This is a genomic window from Brevibacterium sp. CSND-B09, from assembly GCF_052906525.1.
Genome location: NZ_JBREGI010000001.1, coordinates 3,926,860 through 3,944,338, shown reverse-complemented (window position 1 = coordinate 3,944,338; position 17,479 = coordinate 3,926,860). Strand labels below are relative to the sequence as shown.

Genomic DNA, 17,479 nt, shown 5'->3' with positions numbered 1-17,479 from the left:
CAGCGCCGCCGACGACGTCTCTGCCCGTCACCGCGTCTGTTCCAAAGCTATCAGGGTCGCAGCAGCCGCCTGAGGTTCTCGAGCCTCTCAGCCATGCTGCGTTCCATTCCGTTGCCCGTCGGAGAATAGTAGGCCTTCCCACGCAGCGACTCCGGCAGGTACTCCTGATCGGCGACCCCGTGCGGATAGTCGTGCGAGTATTTGTAGCCCTCACCATGACCGAGCTCTTTCGCCCCCGGATAGTGGGCGTCGCGCAGATGCATCGGCACTTCTCCGGCAAGTCCGTTCTTCACATCGGCGATCGCGGCGTCCAGGGCGCGGTAGCTCGCGTTCGACTTCGGGGCCAGCGCGAGGTAGGTGACCGCCTCGGCGAGGGGGATCCGTCCTTCGGGCATGCCGATGTTGGCAACCGCGGTCGAGGCGGCCACGGCGATCGGCAGCGCCTGCGGGTCGGCCATGCCGATGTCCTCGGCCGCAGAGATGACGACGCGACGGGCGATGAAGCGCGGGTCCTCACCGGCGACGATCATCCGCGCGAGATAGTGCAGAGCCGCGTCGACATCGGATCCGCGGATGGATTTGATGAACGCGGAGACCACGTCGTAGTGCTGGTCGCCGTTCTTGTCGTAGCGCAGAACGGTTTCGCTGCTCGCCTCGGCGCAGGCCGATTCGGTGATCGCGATCGGTTCGTCGCCCGCCTCCTCCGACTGCGCGGCGGCGATTCCGGCGGCAGCTTCGAGGACGGTCAGTGATCGGCGGGCGTCGGCCCCGGCGATGCGGACGATGAAGTTCCGGGCCTCCTCGGTGAGGGTGAACTGTCCGGCCAAGCCGCGATCGGATTCGACGGCACGGTCGAGCAGATTGCCGACCGCCTCGTCGTCGAGCGGACGCAGCGTGAGCATGAGCGACCGCGACAGCAGGGGTGAGATGACGGAGAACGACGGGTTCTCCGTGGTGGCGGCCACGAGCACGACGAGCCGGTTCTCCACCGCCGGCAGCAGGGCATCCTGCTGGGCCTTCGAGAACCGGTGGATCTCGTCGAGGAAGAGAACGGTGGTGCGTCCGTACATCTCCCGTTCGCGGCGGGCGCTCTCGATCACCTGGCGCACGTCCTTGACGCCCGCGGTGATGGCGGAGAGCTCGACGAAGGTACGGCCCGGGGCATGGGAGATGACATGGGCCAGCGTGGTCTTTCCGACTCCGGGCGGACCCCACAGGATCACCGAGGATGCTCCCGCCCGGTCTCCCCCGCTGGCTTCGACGAGTTGGTTGAGCGGGGACCCGGGGAAGGTCAGGTGCTCCTGACCGACGACTTCCTCCAGGGTCCGGGGACGCATCCGCACCGCAAGCGGGTCCAGGGCCCTGCCCGAGGAGGTCCCGGAGGAACCGGCGAAGCCCGGACCAGGGGAATCCTGGTCCGGGCCGTCGGAGAACAGATTGGGTTCGTGGCTCATCAGGCCTCGGAGTCGTCGTCTTCCGGTTCGAAGTCGACTCCGGCCTCGGCGCGCTGGGCGTCGGTGATCGGGGCCGGTGCCTGGGTCAGCGGATCGAATCCGCCGCCGGACTTCGGGAAGGCGATGACCTCACGGATCGAGTCGACGCCGGCCAGCAGAGACACGATGCGGTCCCAGCCGAAGGCGATGCCGCCGTGCGGGGGTGCGCCGAATTTGAATGCTTCGAGGAGGAAGCCGAACTTCTCCTCGGCCTCTTCGGCGGAGATTCCCATGATCTCGAACACCCGTTCCTGGACGTCCTTGCGGTGGATGCGGATCGAGCCGCCGCCGATCTCGTTGCCGTTGCACACGATGTCGTAGGCATAGGCCAGAGCGGCACCCGGGTCTTCTTCGAGGGTGTCGAGGAATTCGGGCTTCGGAGCGGTGAAGGCGTGGTGGACGGCTGTCCACTGTCCGCCGCCGACGGCGACGTCTCCGGCGGCTTGCGCTTCGGCGGCCGATTCGAACAGAGGCGCGTCGACGACCCACACGAAGGCCCAGTCTCCGTCCTTGATGAGACCCGTGCGTTCGGCGATCTCATTGCGGGCGGCACCGAGGAGGGCACGCATACTGCGATCACCTGCGGCGAAGAAGATCGCATCGCCCGGCTGCGCACCGGCCGCCTCGGCGAGTCCCGCCTTCTCCTCATCGGAGATGTTCTTGGCCACCGGACCGGACAGGGTTCCGTCTTCGCCGATGAGCACATAGGCCAGACCCTTCGCCCCGCGCTGCTTGGCCCAGTCCTGCCAGCCGTCGAGCTGACGACGCGGCAGCGAGCCGCCGCCGGGGTAGACGACGGAGCCGACATAGGGCGACTGGAAGACGCGGAACGGGGTGTCGGCGAAGAACTCGGTGAGGTTGTGCAGCTCGAGGCCGAAGCGCAGGTCCGGTTTGTCCGAACCGTACTTCTCCATCGCCTCGTGGTAGGTGATGTGCGGGATCGGCGTGGTGATCTCGTAGCCGATGAGCTTCCACAGTGCGGTGAGGATCTCTTCGGCCAGTGCGATGATGTCCTCCTGCTCGACGAAGGAGGCTTCGATGTCGAGCTGGGTGAACTCGGGCTGGCGGTCGGCGCGGAAGTCCTCGTCGCGGTAGCAGCGGGCGATCTGGTAGTAGCGTTCCATGCCGGCGACCTGAAGCAGCTGCTTGAACAGCTGCGGCGACTGCGGCAGGGCGTACCAGGAGCCGGGCTTGAGGCGGGCCGGGACGAGGAAGTCGCGGGCACCTTCCGGAGTCGACTTCGTCAGGGTCGGAGTCTCGACCTCGACGAAGCTGTGGGCGTCGAGGACCGACCGTGCGGCCTTGTTGACATCGGAGCGCAGACGGATCGTCTTTGCCGGGCCCGAACGGCGCAGGTCGAGGTAGCGGTAGCGCAGACGAGTCTCTTCGCCCACGGCGCCGGAGTCCTCGGCGTGGTCGGAGACCTGGAACGGCAGGGCCGCTGCTTCGGAGAGCACCTCGACGGCGGTGTCGATGATCTCGATCTCGCCGGTGGGCAGGTTCGGGTTCGTGTTGCCCTCGGGGCGCACCGAGACGGTGCCGGTGGCCTTGACGACGGTTTCGTTGCGCAGCTGGTGGGCATCGTCCTCACGGACGACGACCTGCACGATTCCCGAAGCGTCGCGCAGATCGATGAAGGCCACACCTCCGTGATCGCGACGACGATCGACCCACCCGGTGAGGGTGACGGTTTCTCCTGCGTTCGCGGCTCGCAGGCTTCCGGCTTCGTGGCTTCGCAGCACCTAGGGCTCCTTTGTGATGTTGTGGTCTAGCGCCTGAACAATGATAGTCGCCCCGCGCTCAGCTCCGATACACGCGGGGCCAGAGGTCGTCTTCCGCGGGCGTCCACGTGTCCGGGTCGGCCGTGGTCTGCTCTCCCGAGCGGATGTCCTTGACCTCGTGGCCGGACTCACCGTCGGTGAACCAGACGAACGGGATGTCGCGGCGTTCCGCGTAGCGGATCTGCTTGCCGAACTTCGCAGCGTTCGGCGAGACTTCGCACGGGATGTCCCGGGACCTCAGCGTCGCGGCCACGGCGTCGGCGTCAGCCCGTCGGGCCTCCTCGGTGACGGCGATGACGACGGCCGAGGGGGTACCGCGGGTGGCACGGATCTCCGAGGTCTCGCCGAGGATGAACGCCATGAGGCGGGAGACGCCGATGGACATGCCTACCCCGGGATAGTTCTTCTTGCCCACGGTGACCAGCGAGTCGTAGCGACCGCCGGAGGATACGGAACCGAGTTCTTCGTGGCCGATCAGCTGGGTCTCGTAGACCGCGCCCGTGTAGTAGTCGAGGCCGCGGGCGATCTTGAGCTGGGCGACGACGACTCCGGGCGCGCGTTCGGCTGCGGCTCGCAGCAGAGTCGTCAGCGATTCGAGTCCGGCTTCGAGCAGGGGGTGGTCGACGCCGAGGGCGCGCACCTCGTCGGCGAAGTCCGGGGAGTCGGATTCGATGGCGGCCAGCTCCAGGCACAGGCGCTGCTGCTCCTCATCGGCGTCGGCTTCGGCGGCCAGCAGCTTCGCCACTTCGGCGGGGCCGATCTTGTCGTATTTGTCGAGGCAGCGCAGCACGGCTTGGATGTTCGTCAGCCCGATTCCGCGGGCGAAGCCCTCGAGCAGCCTGCGGTCGTTGACGACGATCTTGATTCCGGGCACGCCGAGCGGGGCGAGCCGGGAGAATGCATCGGCCACGGCCAGAGGGATCTCGACCTCGAAGTGTCCGGGCAGCTCCCCATCGGCGATGACGTCGATATCGGCCTGGATGAACTCACGGTAGCGACCGGCCTGCGGCCGTTCGCCGCGCCAGACAGGCTGGACGCGAGCGGCCTTGAACGGGAAGCTCAGTTCGTTCGCATTGTCGGCGATATAGCGGGCCAGGGGCACCGTGAGGTCGAAGTGGAGTCCCAGCGGGTTGCGTTCGGCACCCTCGGAGTGGAGGCGGGAGACGGCGAAGATCTCCTTGTCGATCTCGCCGTCCTTGGCCAACTGGCTGATCGGTTCGACGGCGCGGTGGTTGAGTGCGGAGAACCCGTGCAGGGCGAAGGTGTGTTCGAGGGTGTCGATGATGGTCTTCTCGATCACGCGTTCGGCCGGGAGTCGTTCCGGGAATCCGGACAGACGGGCTGACTTCGCCATGGTGCTCCTTGCTTTCGGTGCGGTTGCGGTGCCGTGCGGCGCCGCTGAATAGTGTCGTGTCTGTATCGGGTGGGGTCTGAATAGTGTGGTGTCGTCCGGGATTGCGCAACCGCCTCGGGCAGGAAGACCCGAGACTTCGGTCGCTCAGACCTCAGAAGAACGGATTCGTCGCGAGTTCTGTGCTCACGCGAGAGGCCGGGCCGTGTCCAGGATAGATCGGCACGTCCGGCAGTGTCGCGAATGCCCGCAGGGATTCGGACATCGCCTGAGGGTCTCCCCCGGGCAGGTCGACGCGGCCGATGGCTCCGGCGAAGACGACGTCACCGGTGAAGATGACTTCCTCGTCCCCGTCCTTCACTCGCAGCAGCATGGAACCTTCCGTATGCCCGGGTGCGGAGACTGCCGTGACACTGAGTCCGGCGATCTCGAAGCTCTCACCGTCACTGACGTCAATGGCTGCCGGGGCATTCCAGTCTGCGACGAGCGGCGCCAGCATTGCCGCGAACTGCGGATTGAGCGTCGTGGCCGGTGAATCCAGGCGGTAACGGTCGGCGGCACCGAGGTGGACGGGCACGTCCCAGCGGGCGAGCACGTTGGTCAGGCCCAGAATATGGTCGGGGTGGCCGTGGGTGAGGAAGATCGCCTGAGGTTCGAGTCCCTCTTCGCTGAGCAGCTTCTCGAGGCCCGGGGCGCAGTCGTATCCGGAGTCGATGAGAATGCAGTCGCTGGAGCCGTCTGCGCGCACGGCATAGCAGTTGACGTCGAGGAATTCGGCGTTGGTCGAGAACACATCCATGTGCAAAGTCTATCTACACGCCCGCCGATGGTTATGCTGGGATAACGTCTATCCCACAATCGAGTGATCGGCGGGTGGAATGACCTGCCGGTTCGACCGATGGAAACAAGGTGAGAACCATGTCGACCCCGACACCGAAGCCGACCCCCCGTCCGTCGTCGCTGCCGCGTCCGCAGGCGGCACAGGTGGTCAATGCCAGCCATATCGACCACGACGCCGAGGTGGCACGCGCGGTGACTCATGGTCGTGCCGATTCGGACGGCAATGTGTTCGTCACCACCCCGGAGGGCGAACGTGCCGTCGGTCAGTACCCGGACGCCACTCCCGAGGAGGCTCTCGAGTACTTCGCGAAGAAGTACGTCGAACTCGCCGAGAGCGCGGTCCTGCTGCGCAATCGTCTCTCCGCCGGCGCTCCCGGCCGTGAGGTCGTGTCTGCGGCGAAGACGCTGCAGGAATCACTGCCGGAAGCCAACGTCGTCGGTGATCTCAAGGGGCTGAGCGCCACTCTCGACACCCTCATCTCCGATGCCGAGGCCACAGAGTCCCGTCAGGCGGCCCGGGCGCAGGCCGCGAAACTCGCCGCTGCCGAGGATCGTGAGGCTCTCGTCGTCGAGGCCGAGACCCTGGCCAAGCAGGATCCGTCGAAGATCCAGTGGAAGCAGTCGGGCGCGCGTCTGCGTGAGCTCTTCGCCCAGTGGAAGGACATGCAGCGCAGCGGACCCCGTCTGCCGCGTGCCGTCGATCAGGAGCTCTGGGGCAGGTTCTCGCAGGCTCGGAACACCTTCGAACACAAGCGCAAAGAGTTCTTCGCCGAGCTCGACAAGGTCAATGCCGAGGGCAAGCGGATCAAGGAGAAGATCGTCGCCGAGGCGGAGTCGCTGTCGGCCTCGACCGATTTCCGCACCGTGTCGCAGAAGTACAAGGACCTGATGAGCCAGTGGAAGCGCGCCCCGCGTGCTTCGCGCAAGGACGATGATGCGCTGTGGGCACGGTTCCGTGCAGCACAGGACGTGTTCTTCTCCGCCCGTGATGCGGAGAATGCCGCTCTGGACGAGGAGTTCAAGGGCAACCTCGTCGTCAAGGAAGAGCTGCTGAAGAAGGCTCAGGCGCTGCTGCCGATCACCGACCCGGTGGCGGCCAAGCGCGAGCTGCGCACCATCCAGGACCAGTGGGAGGAAGCCGGCAAGGTCCCTCGCGCCGATGTCTCGCGGATGGAGAACGGTCTGCGCGATGTCGAACGCGCGCTCGCCGATGCCGAGGAAGCCGCGTGGCAGCGCAGCAACCCGGAGACGAAGGCCCGCACCTCGGGTGCGCTGAGTCAGCTCGACGAGTCGATCGTCGACCTCGAGAAGAAGCTCGAGGCCGCGAAGGCCGGGGGCGATGAGAAGTCCGTCGCCGAGGCGCAGGAAGCTCTCGACGCTCGCCGCGCCTGGCGGGATCAGCTCGCCCAGACAGCCGCAGAACTCGACTGAGGCCGCAGTGCTCGGCTGAGGCCGCAGCGCTCGTCCACAGCTTCTGACGTTCGAGTCAGCACCTGTCCACAGGCGCTCTCCGAAGTCTTGTCAACGCCTCCACATCCGACGATAGTTCGGGTATGGAGGCGTTGTTTCATCTGCGGGACTTCGGGTACGAGCAGCTCACCGAGCTCACCCTCGACGGTCTGCTCATCCGACTGACCGAATCGACCTGGGTGCGCAAGGGTGCGATCCTCTCCCCCGCTGAGCGGATGGCCGCCCTGCATTCGCTCATCCCGCCCGGACTCGCGCTCTCCCACGACAGCGCTTGGTGGGTGCACCGCGGACTCGGCCGGGCTCCCGCTCCGCTGAGCTTCATCACGCTGCCCAGGCGCCGGTGGATCGCCGATGACGGTTTCGACGTCCACGAGACGAATCTGGTGCAAGATGATTGGTGCCTCATCGACGGGCTGCCGATCACCACGGAGGAACGCACGCTCTACGATCTGCTCTTCCCGCACTTCCGGAACTGGACCGCGGAGTCGCCGCGGGCGCTCAAGGGCATCATTGCGGAGATTCCCAGCGGTCTTCGCCACCGTCTCCGGGACTACCTCACCGAGGTGACCCGTCGACCGTTCGTCGCTCAGATGCGCGCGGCGCTGGACAGAGAGGATCAGCCGCCGGAGATGCGGTAGACGTCGAAGACGCCTTCGACCTTGCGCACGGCCGAGAGCACAGTGTCGAGATGGCTGGCGTCACTCATCTCGAAGACGAACTTCGATTGCGCCACGCGGGCCCGGGAGGTGCCGACCGACGCCGACAGGATGTTCACATGGGTCTCGGTGAGCACCTTGGTGATATCGGAGAGCAGACCGGCACGGTCGAGGGCCTCGACCTGGATCTGGACGAGGTAGATTCCGCTCGTCTTCTCGCCCCACGAGACCTCGACCATGCGTTCGGGTTCACGTTTGAGTGAGGTGACGTTCGGGCAGTCGACGCGATGCACGGAGACTCCCGAACCGCGGGTGACGAAACCGAGGATCTCGTCTCCCGGCACCGGGGTGCAGCAGCGAGCCAGTTTGACGAGCACATCGTCGACGCCTTTGACGATGACGCCTTCGGACGAGGAATGGTGCCCTGAGGACTGTCCCGTGCGGTTGCGAGGCTCCGGTGGCAGCACGACCGACTCGTCGTCCTCCCCGACTTCCTTGGCCAGCAGATCGACGACGTGCTGAGCCGAAGACACGCCGTTGCCGATCGCGGCATAGAGGGCGCTGACATCGGGCAGACGCATCTCCGTGGCGACGACTTGGAGAGCTTCCTGGCTCATCAGCGAAGCGGCGGAGATCGTATGGCGGCGCATCGCCCGGGCGAGCTGTTCGCGACCGTTCTCGATCGCCTCTTCGCGGCGCTCTTTCGAGAACCACTGCCGGATCTTGCTGCGGGCACGTGGACTCTTGACGAAGCCGAGCCAGTCGCGGCTGGGGCCGGCGTTCTCGTCCTTCGAGGTGAAGACCTCGACGGAGTCCCCGTTCTTCAGCTCCGTGTCCAAAGCGACGAGGCGACCGTTGACGCGGGCGCCCATCGTCTTGTGCCCGACCTCGGTGTGCACTGCGTAGGCGAAGTCGATGGGGGTGGCTCCCGACGGCAGGCTCATCACCTCGCCCTTGGGCGTGAAGACGTAGACTTCCTTCGAGTTCACCTCGTAGCGGAGGTTGTCGAGGAATTCGTCGGGGTCGGAGACCTCTCGCTGCCAGTCCAGCAGCTGTCGCAGCCAGGCGGCGTCGTCGACCTCACCGGCGTCGGAGACCTTCACCGAACGCGCGGTGTTCGAGGTCACGGCCTTCGACGACTTGTTGAGATCCTTGTACTTCCAGTGAGCGGCGACGCCGAATTCTGCACGGCGATCCATCTCGTGGGTCCGGATCTGGATTTCGACGGGCTTGCCGGCCGGCCCGATCACCGTGGTGTGCAGGCTCTGGTACATGTTGTACTTCGGCATCGCGATATAGTCCTTGAACCGTCCGGGAACAGGATTCCAGCGGGCGTGGACGATGCCGAGGGTGGCGTAGCATTCGCGTACGGATTCGACGAGGACGCGGACTCCGACGAGATCGTAGATGTCGGCGAACTCGTGTCCGCGCACGACCATCTTCTGATAGATCGAATAGTAGTGCTTGGGGCGCCCCGTGATGGAGGCGTCTATTCCGGATTCCTTGAGTTCGCCCTGGAGCTCCTCGGAGACCGTGGCCAGATACTTCTCACGCTCGGGAGCCCGATCCGCGACGAGTCGGACCACTTCGTCGTAGACCTTGGGATGGAGGACCTGGAAGGACAGGTCTTCGAGCTCCCATTTGATCGTGTTCATGCCCAGCCGGTGTGCCAGCGGAGCGAAGATGTCGAGGGTCTCGCGAGCCTTCTTCGTGCTTGACGAGGCGGGCACGAAGCGCCAGGTGCGCGCATTGTGCAGGCGGTCTGCGAGCTTGATGACGAGGACGCGGATGTCCTTGGCCATCGCCACGATCATCTTGCGCACGGTCTCGGACTGCGCGGCCTGCCCGTACGTGAGCTTGTCGAGCTTCGTCACCCCGTCGACCATGGCCGCGACTTCGGAGCCGAATTCCTCGGTGAGTTCGTCGAGCGAGTACGAGGTGTCTTCGACGGTGTCGTGCAGCAGAGCGGCGGCGAGCGTGACCGGCAGCATGCCGATCTCCGCAAGGATCGTCGCCACCGCGATGGGGTGGGTGATATAGGCATCACCGGACTTGCGAGTCTGCCCTCGGTGGGCCTCCTCGGCGACCTTGTAGGCCCGGACGACGAGGTCGATGTCCGCCTTCGGATGGTTCGACTGCAGGGCCCGGATCATCGGGCCGAGCACTCGCGGGTAGCCAGGGTTGTTCTGTGCCCTGGCCGCCCACCAGGCTAAGCGGGAGATGCCTCGCGGACGGCGCGAATCAGCGGACGAAGCCACAACATCTCCTCTCTCGGGAATCAGACTTCGGCGTGTGTCACCGGTGGGACGTCTGCTCCCCCATCCTTCAAGCGTAGTTCACGCACGGCCTCCTCCTGTGCCTTGACCGCCGGTTCATTTGCACGGAGGAGGGCGTAGAGGGGGCTCGCGACGAACAGCGTCGAAGCGGCTGCCACTATAGTACCGATGAACAGGGACAGTGAGATGTCGACCAGTGTTCCCGCGCCGAGCAGGAACACACCGATGAAGAGGATCGAGGCGATCGGGAGCACCGACACCACTGAGGTGTTGATCGAGCGCACGGTCGTCTGATTCACACCGAGGTTGACGAGTTCGGAGAACTTGAGATTCCGCTTCTCCTCGAATCTCGTCGTGTTCTCTCGGATCTTGTCGAAGACCACCACCGTGTCATAGAGCGAGAAGCTGAGCACGGTGAGGAAGCCGATGATGGCCTCCGGGGTGACTTCGAAGCCGGTGGCCGAGTAGATGCCCATCGTCACGATCATCACGACGAAGAGGCCGACGATCGCCGCGAGCGACATCTTCCACGTGCGGAAGTACAGGGCCATGACGACGAGGGCGATGGCCACGAAGATGACGAGTGCGCGGATCATCTTCGACGTCACGTCCTGACCCCATTCGGGTCCGACGAACGTCGAGGTGACGTCTTCGACCTTCACGTCGTAGCCGGAGACGAGAGCGTCTCGGACTTCCTGCATCTGCGGGTCGGTGAGCTGGTTCGTCTCGATCTGGACGGCCGTGTCGCTGGTCGGCGTCAGGCGCGGCTCAGAACCGGAGACGACATCGTTGATGATGCCTTCCCCCTTGGCGGCCGAGGTGTCGCTGACATGGTCGACCTGGAACTGCGAACCGCCCTTGAAGGCGATGCCGAAGTTGAAGCCGAAGATGAGCGGGACGAGCAGGGACAGGAGGACGAGGACTCCGGAGATGGCCAGCCACAGCTTCGCCTTGCCGACGAAGGGGATCGATGATTCGCCGCTGTGCAGGCGGTTGCCCCAGGCAAAGAACCGTTTCACTTGTCAGCCTCCTTGCCGTCGTCAGCCGTCGAGTCTGTGACGGCATCGTCTTCCTCGGCCCGTCGGGCCGCGGCCTTCCGCTCGGCGATGGTCATTCCGCCCGTCGCAGCAGCGGACTTCGCCGCTTTCGTGCTCTTCGACTTCGTGGCCTTCGACTTCGTGGTCGTGGACCTGCCGGTCGCGGCCTTGTCCGTCTCGGACGTCGTCGTGGTCTCCCCCGACTCGGACGCAGCTGCTGCAGCAGTCGTATCGGAGCTGTCGTCTGTGCTCATCCCGGCCTTGCGCATCCGTGCCTTCTCGCGCCGCTTGGCTTCGGGAGTCTTGTCCTTGTCGTCGATGGACAGGTTGAGCGCTCCGCGGTAGGCGGCGGGTTTGACTCCGAGCAGACGCGGATCCATTCCGGACATCGGGTGGCCCTCGCCGAAGAACTTCGTGCGGGCCAGGAACTGCAGCATCGGGTGGGTGAACAGGAAGACGATGAGCACGTCGATGATCACGGTCAGGCCCAGGGTGAAGGCGAAGCCTCGCACCGAGCCGACGGCCAGGATGTAGAGAATGACCGCGGCGAGCATGTTCACTGCCTTCGAGGCGTAGATCGTGCGCTTGGCACGGTCCCAGCCGACCTCGACCGCGGAGAGCAGATTGCGACCGCTGCGCAGTTCGTCTCGGACACGTTCGAAGTAGACGATGAACGAGTCCGCCGCCATGCCGATTCCGATGATGATACCGGCGACACCGGCCAGGGACAGTCGGTAGCCGTATCTCCACGATGCCAAGAGCAGCAGCAGGTAAGTGAGCACACCGGCGACGACGAGGCTCGAGACGGTGACGAGGCCGAGCACCCGGTACTGCAGCAGCGAGTAGACGACGACGAGGAGGAGTCCGACCAGGCCGGTGAGCAGACCGATCTTGAGGTAGTTCGAACCCAGGGTCGGCGAGATCTGGTCCTCGCTCTGGACCTGGAAGCTCAGCGGCAGCGAGCCGTTCTTGAGCTGGTTGGCCAGAGTCTGTGCCTCATCGAGGGAGAAGTCGCCGGTGATCTGGGCGTTGCCGTCGTTGATCACCGCGTTCGAAGACGGAGCCGACAGCACGAGACCGTCGAGTTCGATCGCGAACTGGTTGTAGGGCTGCTGTTTGCCGGTGATGTCCGAGGTGATCTGCTTGAAGATCTCACGACCGGTGGAGTCGAAGGAGAGGTTGACGGCAGGGTTGTTGGTCTGCACGCCATTGGCTCCTGCGGCATAGCCGGCACTGGCATCGGCGAGGTGATCGCCGGAGAGTTCGACGGGCCCGAGGATGTACTTCGCCTGTCCGTCTTCGGAGCACGAGACGACCGGTTCGTCCGAGGGCTGCTGTTGGCCGCCCGTCCGGTTCTTCTTGTTCGTGCAGTCGAGCTCGGTGTACTCCTTGATGATCTTGTCGGACTGCCATTCGGAGGCGTCCTTCTCCGGATCGAAGAGGGGCCGAGGAGTCGAGTCGGTGACCTTCGTGCTGTCGCTCGATCCGCTGCCTTCTCCGGACTTCTCCGCGTCCTGGCTCTCCGACTCCGACGACTTCGTCTCCTCGGAGGACTCGGCCGTCTTCTTCGTCTCGCCGCCGGCATTGACGACTTCGCCGCCGCCGGACGGGGCCTGGTCCTCGCTCTGTCCATCGCCCTGCGAGTCGGCGCCGGTGAGGTCCTCGAGACGTTTGCGCTCTTCGTCGCTCAGCCCGTCATCGCCACCCGATTCCTCGCCGCTCTTCTCCTGTTCCTTCTGGATCTGTTCCTGTGAACGCGGGTCACCGACCAGCGCCACACGACGGAAGACCAGCTGAGCAGACGAGCGGACGAGGTTTCGGGTCTCCTCGTCGGGGTTGCCCGGCAGATTCACGACGATGTTGCGATCGCCCTGCGTCGTGATCTCGGCTTCGGAGACACCGGTCGAGTCGACGCGCTGGCGGATGATCGCCACGGCCTGATCGAGTTGCTCCTTGCTGATGTCCGTGCCCTTGGACACCTGCGGTTCCAGAATGATCGACGTTCCACCCTCGAGGTCGAGCGCGAGCTTCGGAGTCGTCGTGGCATTCGACCAGATGACACCGCCGGCGATGATTGCGGCCAGCACCAGAGTGATGATGGTCAGCCACAGGAAGCGCAAACCAGGGCGTGGTTTTTCTTCGATATCGGACACGTTTCAGCTTTCAGTCGGGAGAAGAGTGCGAGAACGGTTCAGTTCTTCTTGTCGGAATCCGAATCAGTCGGGTCCGTGGACTCCGCAGCGGCGGAGTCGGCATCGGTCTCAGCGGCGGCCTCGGCATCGACGTCCTCGGTCTCAGAGACTGCCTCGGCGTCGGCGTCCTCGGTCTTCGCAGGGGACTCATCGGCGATGACGTCATCGGATGGGTCGTCCGGGGTGTCCTTCTCGGCGCGTTTGCGTTCGTTCATGGCATCGAGCTCGGCGTCGGTGATGGCCGGCTTCTCGTCTGCGTCGACATCGGCATCGGCGGCGGGAACTGCGGCACCGGGAGCGTCGACGGGAGCCGCGGCCTGGTTGTTCTCGATCTGACCGATGGCCTGGCGGTGGACGCGCAGAACCGTGCCGGGGCCCGACTCGATGGTCACCTGGTTGTTCTCTTCGTCGATGGAGAGCACGGTGCCGAAGACACCGAAGGTCGTCATCACGGTCGCGCCGGGCACGAGGCCCGATTTGATCTGCTCCGCACGCGCCTTCTGCTTACGCCGAGAATTGAACAGGAAAAAGATCAGCAGCGCGGCAAGCGCAAGAGGGATCAGCAAATCCACAGATATCAGCCTTTCATATGAATGAATCAGTGAACCAGCTTAGTTCGTCCTCACCTCTCATAGCGAACTCAAAGGCACGGTCAGAACTCATAGTTTGCTGGGATCTGCATTTTCAGGTGCTTCCAGGCCGCCGTGGTGGCCACGCGGCCGCGTGGGGTGCGACTGATCAGTCCCTCTCGGACGAGGTAGGGCTCGGACACGGTTTCGACTGTATCCGCTTCTTCGCCGACGGAGACGGCGAGGGTTCCCAATCCCACCGGGCCTCCGCCGAAGCGCTTGCACAGAACCTGCAGAACCGACCGGTCGAGGCGGTCGAGACCGAGCTCGTCGACTTCGTAGACGCGCAGGGCGTTGGTGGCGGCCTCCTCGTCGATGATTCCGCTCCCCCGCACCTGGGCCCAGTCGCGGACGCGGCGCAGCAGTCGGTTTGCGATTCGCGGTGTTCCGCGGGAACGTGTGGAGATCTCTTCGAGCCCGGCGAGTTCGGATTCGATGCCGAGCATCCTGGCCGAACGCTTGAGAACCGTGAGCAGATCGGCGCTCGAATAGAAGTCGAGCAGGGCGGTGAAGCCGAAGCGGTCACGCAGCGGCGCGGGCAGCAGACCGGATCGGGTGGTCGCCCCGACGAGGGTGAATTGCGGGAGGTCGAGCGGGATGGCGGTGGCACCTGGTCCTTTGCCGACGATGACGTCGACTCGGAAGTCCTCCATCGCCACGTACAGCATCTCCTCGGCGGCCCGGGCCATGCGGTGGATCTCGTCGATGAAGAGGACTTCGCCTTCTTCGAGGGAGGACAGGATGGCTGCGAGGTCACCGGCGTGCTGGACGGCCGGGCCGGACGTCACTCGCAGGCTCGAGTTCATCTCGTGGGCGATGATCATCGCCAGCGTGGTCTTGCCGAGCCCGGGAGGACCGGAGAGCAGCACATGGTCGGGTGCCTTCTGTCTGGCCTTCGCCGCGTCGAGGACGAGGGAGAGCTGCTCACGCACCTGCGGCTGGCCGATGAAGTCGGCCAGGCCCTTCGGACGCAGCGCCGCCTCGGCATCGCGTTCGGCCGTCTCGGCACGACCGGAGACGAGTCTCTCCTGTTCGGCTCCGGTCAGGTCCTGATCACCGAAGTCCACCTCATAGGAGTCGGGGTCGAACGAGCCTGTCATCTCTTCGCACCCAGAACCTTCAGAGCGGCCTTGAGGACCGCGGAGGTGCCGGCATCAGCACCGGTCTCCTTGACGACGTCGGCGACGACGTCCTCAGCCTGCGCTTCCTTCCACCCGAGACCCACAAGAGCGTCGACGACCTGCTGGTTGCCGCCGCCGAAGGACAGAGTGGGTCCGGGAGAGGCAGCGGTGAGCTTCGGCAGTTTGTTCTCCAGCTCGAGGATGATGCGCGAGGCGCCCTTCTTCCCGATTCCGGGGACACGGGTGAGCGCGTTGGCATCCTGATTCGTGATCGCGGCGGCAAGTTCGTCAGGTCCCATCACCGAGAGGATCGCCATCGCCAGACGCGGACCGATTCCGGAGATCGACAGCAGCACCTCGAAGGTGTGGTTCTCGTCTTCGGTGCCGAAGCCGTAGAGCGTCATCGAGTCTTCGCGCACCACGAGGCTGGTGACCAGTTCGATCTCGGCGCCGTGCCGAGTCCCAGCCAGAGTATCGGGGGTGACGTGGACCTTCCGGCCGACACCGTGGGTGAGAACGACGAGGTGGTCAGCTGCGATCCGATGCACCGTACCGCTGAGGAAACTGATCACGGACAGCCTTTCTTAAGGGGAACACGTGTACGAATCCAGGTTAGCAGGCACCCGCTCCCCCATGCTCACTTGGCGCGCCGCATGGCCTCGGCCCACTGCTGCTGGGCCTTCGTCAGTCCGCTTCCCTGCCTCCCGCCGGCCTTGCGTTCGGTCAGATCCTTATTTGCCCCCGGCGTCGATTGGGCCGACAGCGCCCCGCGCCAGGAATGGCAGATCGCGATCGCGAGGGCGTCGGCGGCGTCGGCGGGCTTCGGCGGTGCGTCGAGTCCGAGGATCCGCGTCACCATCGAGGTGACCTGCTTCTTGTCCGCACGGCCCGAACCGGTGATCGCAGCTTTGACCTCGGATGGGGTGTGCATGGCCACGGGCAGCCCGCGTCGGGCAGCCAATCCCATGGTCAGTCCCGATGCCTGGGCGGTGCCCATGATCGTGGACACATCGTTGCGGGCGAAGACGCGTTCGATGGCCACGACATCGGGACGGTACGTGTCCAACCAGCTGTCGAACGCCTCGGCGATGGCGCCGAGACGAAGGTCGACGGAATCGGCGGAAGGAGTCCGCAGAACGTCGACGGCGACCATCTTCGCCTTCCGGGCGGGCAGGGTGTCGATGACACCGAGCCCGCACCGGGTCAGTCCGGGATCAACGCCGAGGATGCGCATCAGGCATCGAGTTCGGCGAGGACCTCATCGCTGACATCGGCGTTCGAGTAGACGTTCTGCACCTCGTCGCTGTCTTCGAGCGCATCGATGAGGGAGAAGACCTTGCTCGCTGTCTCCGCGTCGAGGCTGACCTCGAGTTCGGGCACGAAGGAGGCCTCGGCCGAGTCGTAGTCGATGCCGGCGTCGACGAGGGCCGTACGCACGGCCACGAGGTCGGTGGCCTCGCAGATGATCTCGAACTTCTCGCCGACTTCCTTGACCTCTTCGGCTCCGGCGTCCATGGTCGCCAGCAGAATGGCCTCTTCGTCGGTCTCCTCGGCGCCCACGGTGATGACGCCCTTGCGGTTGAAGTTGTACGTCACCGAACCGGGATCGGCCATCGAACCGCCGTTGCGGGTCACGGCCACGCGCACCTCGGAGGCGGCGCGGTTGCGGTTGTCGGTGAGACATTCGATGAGCAGTGCCACACCGCCGGCGGCGTAGCCTTCGTACATGATCGTCTCGTAGTTGACTCCGGAGCCGTCGAGACCGCCGCCGCGCTTGACCGCACGGGTGATGTTGTCCGCGGGAACCGAGTTCTTCTTCGCCTTCTGGATCGCATCGAACAGCGTCGGGTTGCCGTCGGGGTCGGGTCCACCGTTGCGTGCGGCCACCTCGATGTTCTTGATCAGCTTGGCAAAGAGCTTGCCGCGCTTGGCATCGATGGCAGCCTTCTTGTGTTTAGTCGTTGCCCATTTGGAATGACCTGACACTGGTGTTCCTTCCTGTAGTTACAGCCTCTCAAGTCTATACGCTGACCGCGCCGACTCGTGCAGACTTCCCGTTCGCGATTCCGTGCGCACTCCCACCGGACCGCACTGCGGACCTGTTACGGAGCGCGATCGTGCGCTCAGTCGATGACCAGCGGCACGTCGGGAACGGACCCGGCGGTGGCCAGGTCGATGAGGCCGAGGAGGTTCTTCGGATAGATCGTCTCCGTCGTGGCCAGAAGCTCCTCCCGGGTCCACCAGCGGAATTCGAGCAGGCTGCGCTTCTCGATGTCCGTCCAGACCGCGTCTTCGAGCTCGATGTCCTCGCTGGTGCGGAACGCGAAGTAGGTTTCGACCTGGCGCAGCGACTTCTCCGTGAATTCGAAGACCTCGTCGCGCGTGGCCAAGGGACCGATGAGTTCGTGAGGTTCGCATTCGATCCCGGTCTCCTCGGCCAGTTCCCGGGCCGCCGTCTGCGCGGCCGACTCGCCGAGTTCGGAACCGCCTCCGCAGGTCATCCACCATTGGTGGCTGGGGGTCAGCAGATCCTGGGCACGGATCAGGAGAACCTCGTCGCGCTCATTGAGTAATACGACCCGTGAGGCTTTACGAGGTTTCATGTTTCTCCAGTGGTCGGCGGCGAAGGGAGG

15 protein-coding genes are annotated in these 17,479 nt (G+C 64.9%); 2 read left to right on the top strand and 13 right to left on the bottom strand.

Annotated elements, in window-relative coordinates; all coding sequences use genetic code 11:
- Nucleotides 1-50 precede the first annotated feature (50 nt).
- From ACU4IU_RS17570 to ACU4IU_RS17555, 4 genes are all read right to left on the bottom strand, one after another.
- A complete protein-coding gene (locus tag ACU4IU_RS17570) occupies nucleotides 51-1,454 on the bottom strand; it encodes a replication-associated recombination protein A (protein WP_446657465.1) in 1,404 nt (467 codons plus the stop codon).
- A complete protein-coding gene (aspS, locus tag ACU4IU_RS17565) occupies nucleotides 1,454-3,235 on the bottom strand; it encodes an aspartate--tRNA ligase (protein WP_446657464.1) in 1,782 nt (593 codons plus the stop codon). The genes ACU4IU_RS17570 and aspS overlap by 1 nt, the downstream gene beginning before the upstream one ends.
- A 58-nt stretch (nucleotides 3,236-3,293) precedes the next feature.
- The gene (hisS, locus tag ACU4IU_RS17560; protein ID WP_139467347.1) at nucleotides 3,294-4,628 is read right to left on the bottom strand and encodes a histidine--tRNA ligase; all 1,335 of its coding nucleotides are present in this window, start codon (nucleotides 4,626-4,628) and stop codon (nucleotides 3,294-3,296) included.
- Nucleotides 4,629-4,779: 151 nt separating this feature from the next.
- Nucleotides 4,780-5,424 (bottom strand): MBL fold metallo-hydrolase, encoded by a 645-nt coding sequence (locus tag ACU4IU_RS17555; RefSeq protein ID WP_446657463.1) that lies wholly within the window; start codon nucleotides 5,422-5,424, stop codon nucleotides 4,780-4,782.
- Between the two features lie 119 nt (nucleotides 5,425-5,543).
- On the opposite strand from ACU4IU_RS17555, the gene ACU4IU_RS17550 reads away from it, so the two are divergent.
- Together ACU4IU_RS17550 and ACU4IU_RS17545 are read left to right on the top strand one after the other, a co-directional pair.
- Nucleotides 5,544-6,896, top strand: coding sequence for a DUF349 domain-containing protein (locus ACU4IU_RS17550; protein WP_139467349.1), 1,353 nt, complete (start codon nucleotides 5,544-5,546; stop codon nucleotides 6,894-6,896).
- A 122-nt stretch (nucleotides 6,897-7,018) separates the two neighbouring features.
- Entirely contained in the window at nucleotides 7,019-7,573 is a 555-nt protein-coding gene (locus tag ACU4IU_RS17545) for a hypothetical protein (protein WP_446657462.1), read from the top strand.
- On the opposite strand, the gene ACU4IU_RS17540 is transcribed toward ACU4IU_RS17545, so the two are convergent.
- From ACU4IU_RS17540 to ACU4IU_RS17500, 9 genes are all read right to left on the bottom strand, one after another.
- Complete coding sequence (locus ACU4IU_RS17540; RefSeq protein WP_446657461.1) at nucleotides 7,552-9,849, bottom strand: RelA/SpoT family protein; 2,298 nt, start codon at nucleotides 9,847-9,849, stop codon at nucleotides 7,552-7,554. The two genes, ACU4IU_RS17545 and ACU4IU_RS17540, sit on opposite strands and share 22 nt — an antisense overlap.
- Before the next feature lie 20 nt (nucleotides 9,850-9,869).
- Nucleotides 9,870-10,886: a protein translocase subunit SecF gene (secF, locus tag ACU4IU_RS17535; protein ID WP_139908127.1), complete on the bottom strand. Its 1,017-nt coding sequence runs from the start codon at nucleotides 10,884-10,886 to the stop codon at nucleotides 9,870-9,872.
- Nucleotides 10,883-13,057 (bottom strand): protein translocase subunit SecD, encoded by a 2,175-nt coding sequence (gene secD / locus ACU4IU_RS17530; RefSeq protein ID WP_446657460.1) that lies wholly within the window; start codon nucleotides 13,055-13,057, stop codon nucleotides 10,883-10,885. The genes secF and secD overlap by 4 nt, the downstream gene beginning before the upstream one ends.
- Before the next feature lie 38 nt (nucleotides 13,058-13,095).
- Nucleotides 13,096-13,668: a preprotein translocase subunit YajC gene (gene yajC, locus ACU4IU_RS17525; RefSeq protein ID WP_446657459.1), complete on the bottom strand. Its 573-nt coding sequence runs from the start codon at nucleotides 13,666-13,668 to the stop codon at nucleotides 13,096-13,098.
- A gap of 80 nt (nucleotides 13,669-13,748) precedes the next feature.
- Nucleotides 13,749-14,825, bottom strand: coding sequence for a Holliday junction branch migration DNA helicase RuvB (ruvB, locus tag ACU4IU_RS17520; RefSeq protein ID WP_139908128.1), 1,077 nt, complete (start codon nucleotides 14,823-14,825; stop codon nucleotides 13,749-13,751).
- Entirely contained in the window at nucleotides 14,822-15,418 is a 597-nt protein-coding gene (gene ruvA / locus ACU4IU_RS17515; protein ID WP_420097236.1) for a Holliday junction branch migration protein RuvA, read from the bottom strand. The genes ruvB and ruvA overlap by 4 nt, the downstream gene beginning before the upstream one ends.
- Before the next feature lie 65 nt (nucleotides 15,419-15,483).
- A complete protein-coding gene (ruvC, locus tag ACU4IU_RS17510; protein WP_139908129.1) occupies nucleotides 15,484-16,080 on the bottom strand; it encodes a crossover junction endodeoxyribonuclease RuvC in 597 nt (198 codons plus the stop codon).
- A complete protein-coding gene (locus tag ACU4IU_RS17505; RefSeq protein WP_139467356.1) occupies nucleotides 16,080-16,832 on the bottom strand; it encodes a YebC/PmpR family DNA-binding transcriptional regulator in 753 nt (250 codons plus the stop codon). The genes ruvC and ACU4IU_RS17505 overlap by 1 nt, the downstream gene beginning before the upstream one ends.
- A 137-nt stretch (nucleotides 16,833-16,969) precedes the next feature.
- Nucleotides 16,970-17,449: an NUDIX hydrolase gene (locus tag ACU4IU_RS17500; protein WP_062242804.1), complete on the bottom strand. Its 480-nt coding sequence runs from the start codon at nucleotides 17,447-17,449 to the stop codon at nucleotides 16,970-16,972.
- Between the last annotated feature and the right edge of the window lie 30 nt (nucleotides 17,450-17,479).

What these genes read in the sequence shown, in the direction of transcription:
- ACU4IU_RS17570 (WP_446657465.1), bottom strand. Translation starts at nt 1,454, where the DNA reads ATGAGCCACGAACCCAATCTGTTCTCCGACGGCCCGGACCAGGATTCC.
- hisS (WP_139467347.1), bottom strand. Translation starts at nt 4,628, where the DNA reads ATGGCGAAGTCAGCCCGTCTGTCCGGATTCCCGGAACGACTCCCGGCC.
- ACU4IU_RS17555 (WP_446657463.1), bottom strand. Translation starts at nt 5,424, where the DNA reads ATGGATGTGTTCTCGACCAACGCCGAATTCCTCGACGTCAACTGCTAT.
- ACU4IU_RS17550 (WP_139467349.1), top strand. Translation starts at nt 5,544, where the DNA reads ATGTCGACCCCGACACCGAAGCCGACCCCCCGTCCGTCGTCGCTGCCG.
- ACU4IU_RS17545 (WP_446657462.1), top strand. Translation starts at nt 7,019, where the DNA reads ATGGAGGCGTTGTTTCATCTGCGGGACTTCGGGTACGAGCAGCTCACC.
- ruvB (WP_139908128.1), bottom strand. Translation starts at nt 14,825, where the DNA reads ATGACAGGCTCGTTCGACCCCGACTCCTATGAGGTGGACTTCGGTGAT.
- ruvC (WP_139908129.1), bottom strand. Translation starts at nt 16,080, where the DNA reads ATGCGCATCCTCGGCGTTGATCCCGGACTGACCCGGTGCGGGCTCGGT.
- ACU4IU_RS17500 (WP_062242804.1), bottom strand. Translation starts at nt 17,449, where the DNA reads ATGAAACCTCGTAAAGCCTCACGGGTCGTATTACTCAATGAGCGCGAC.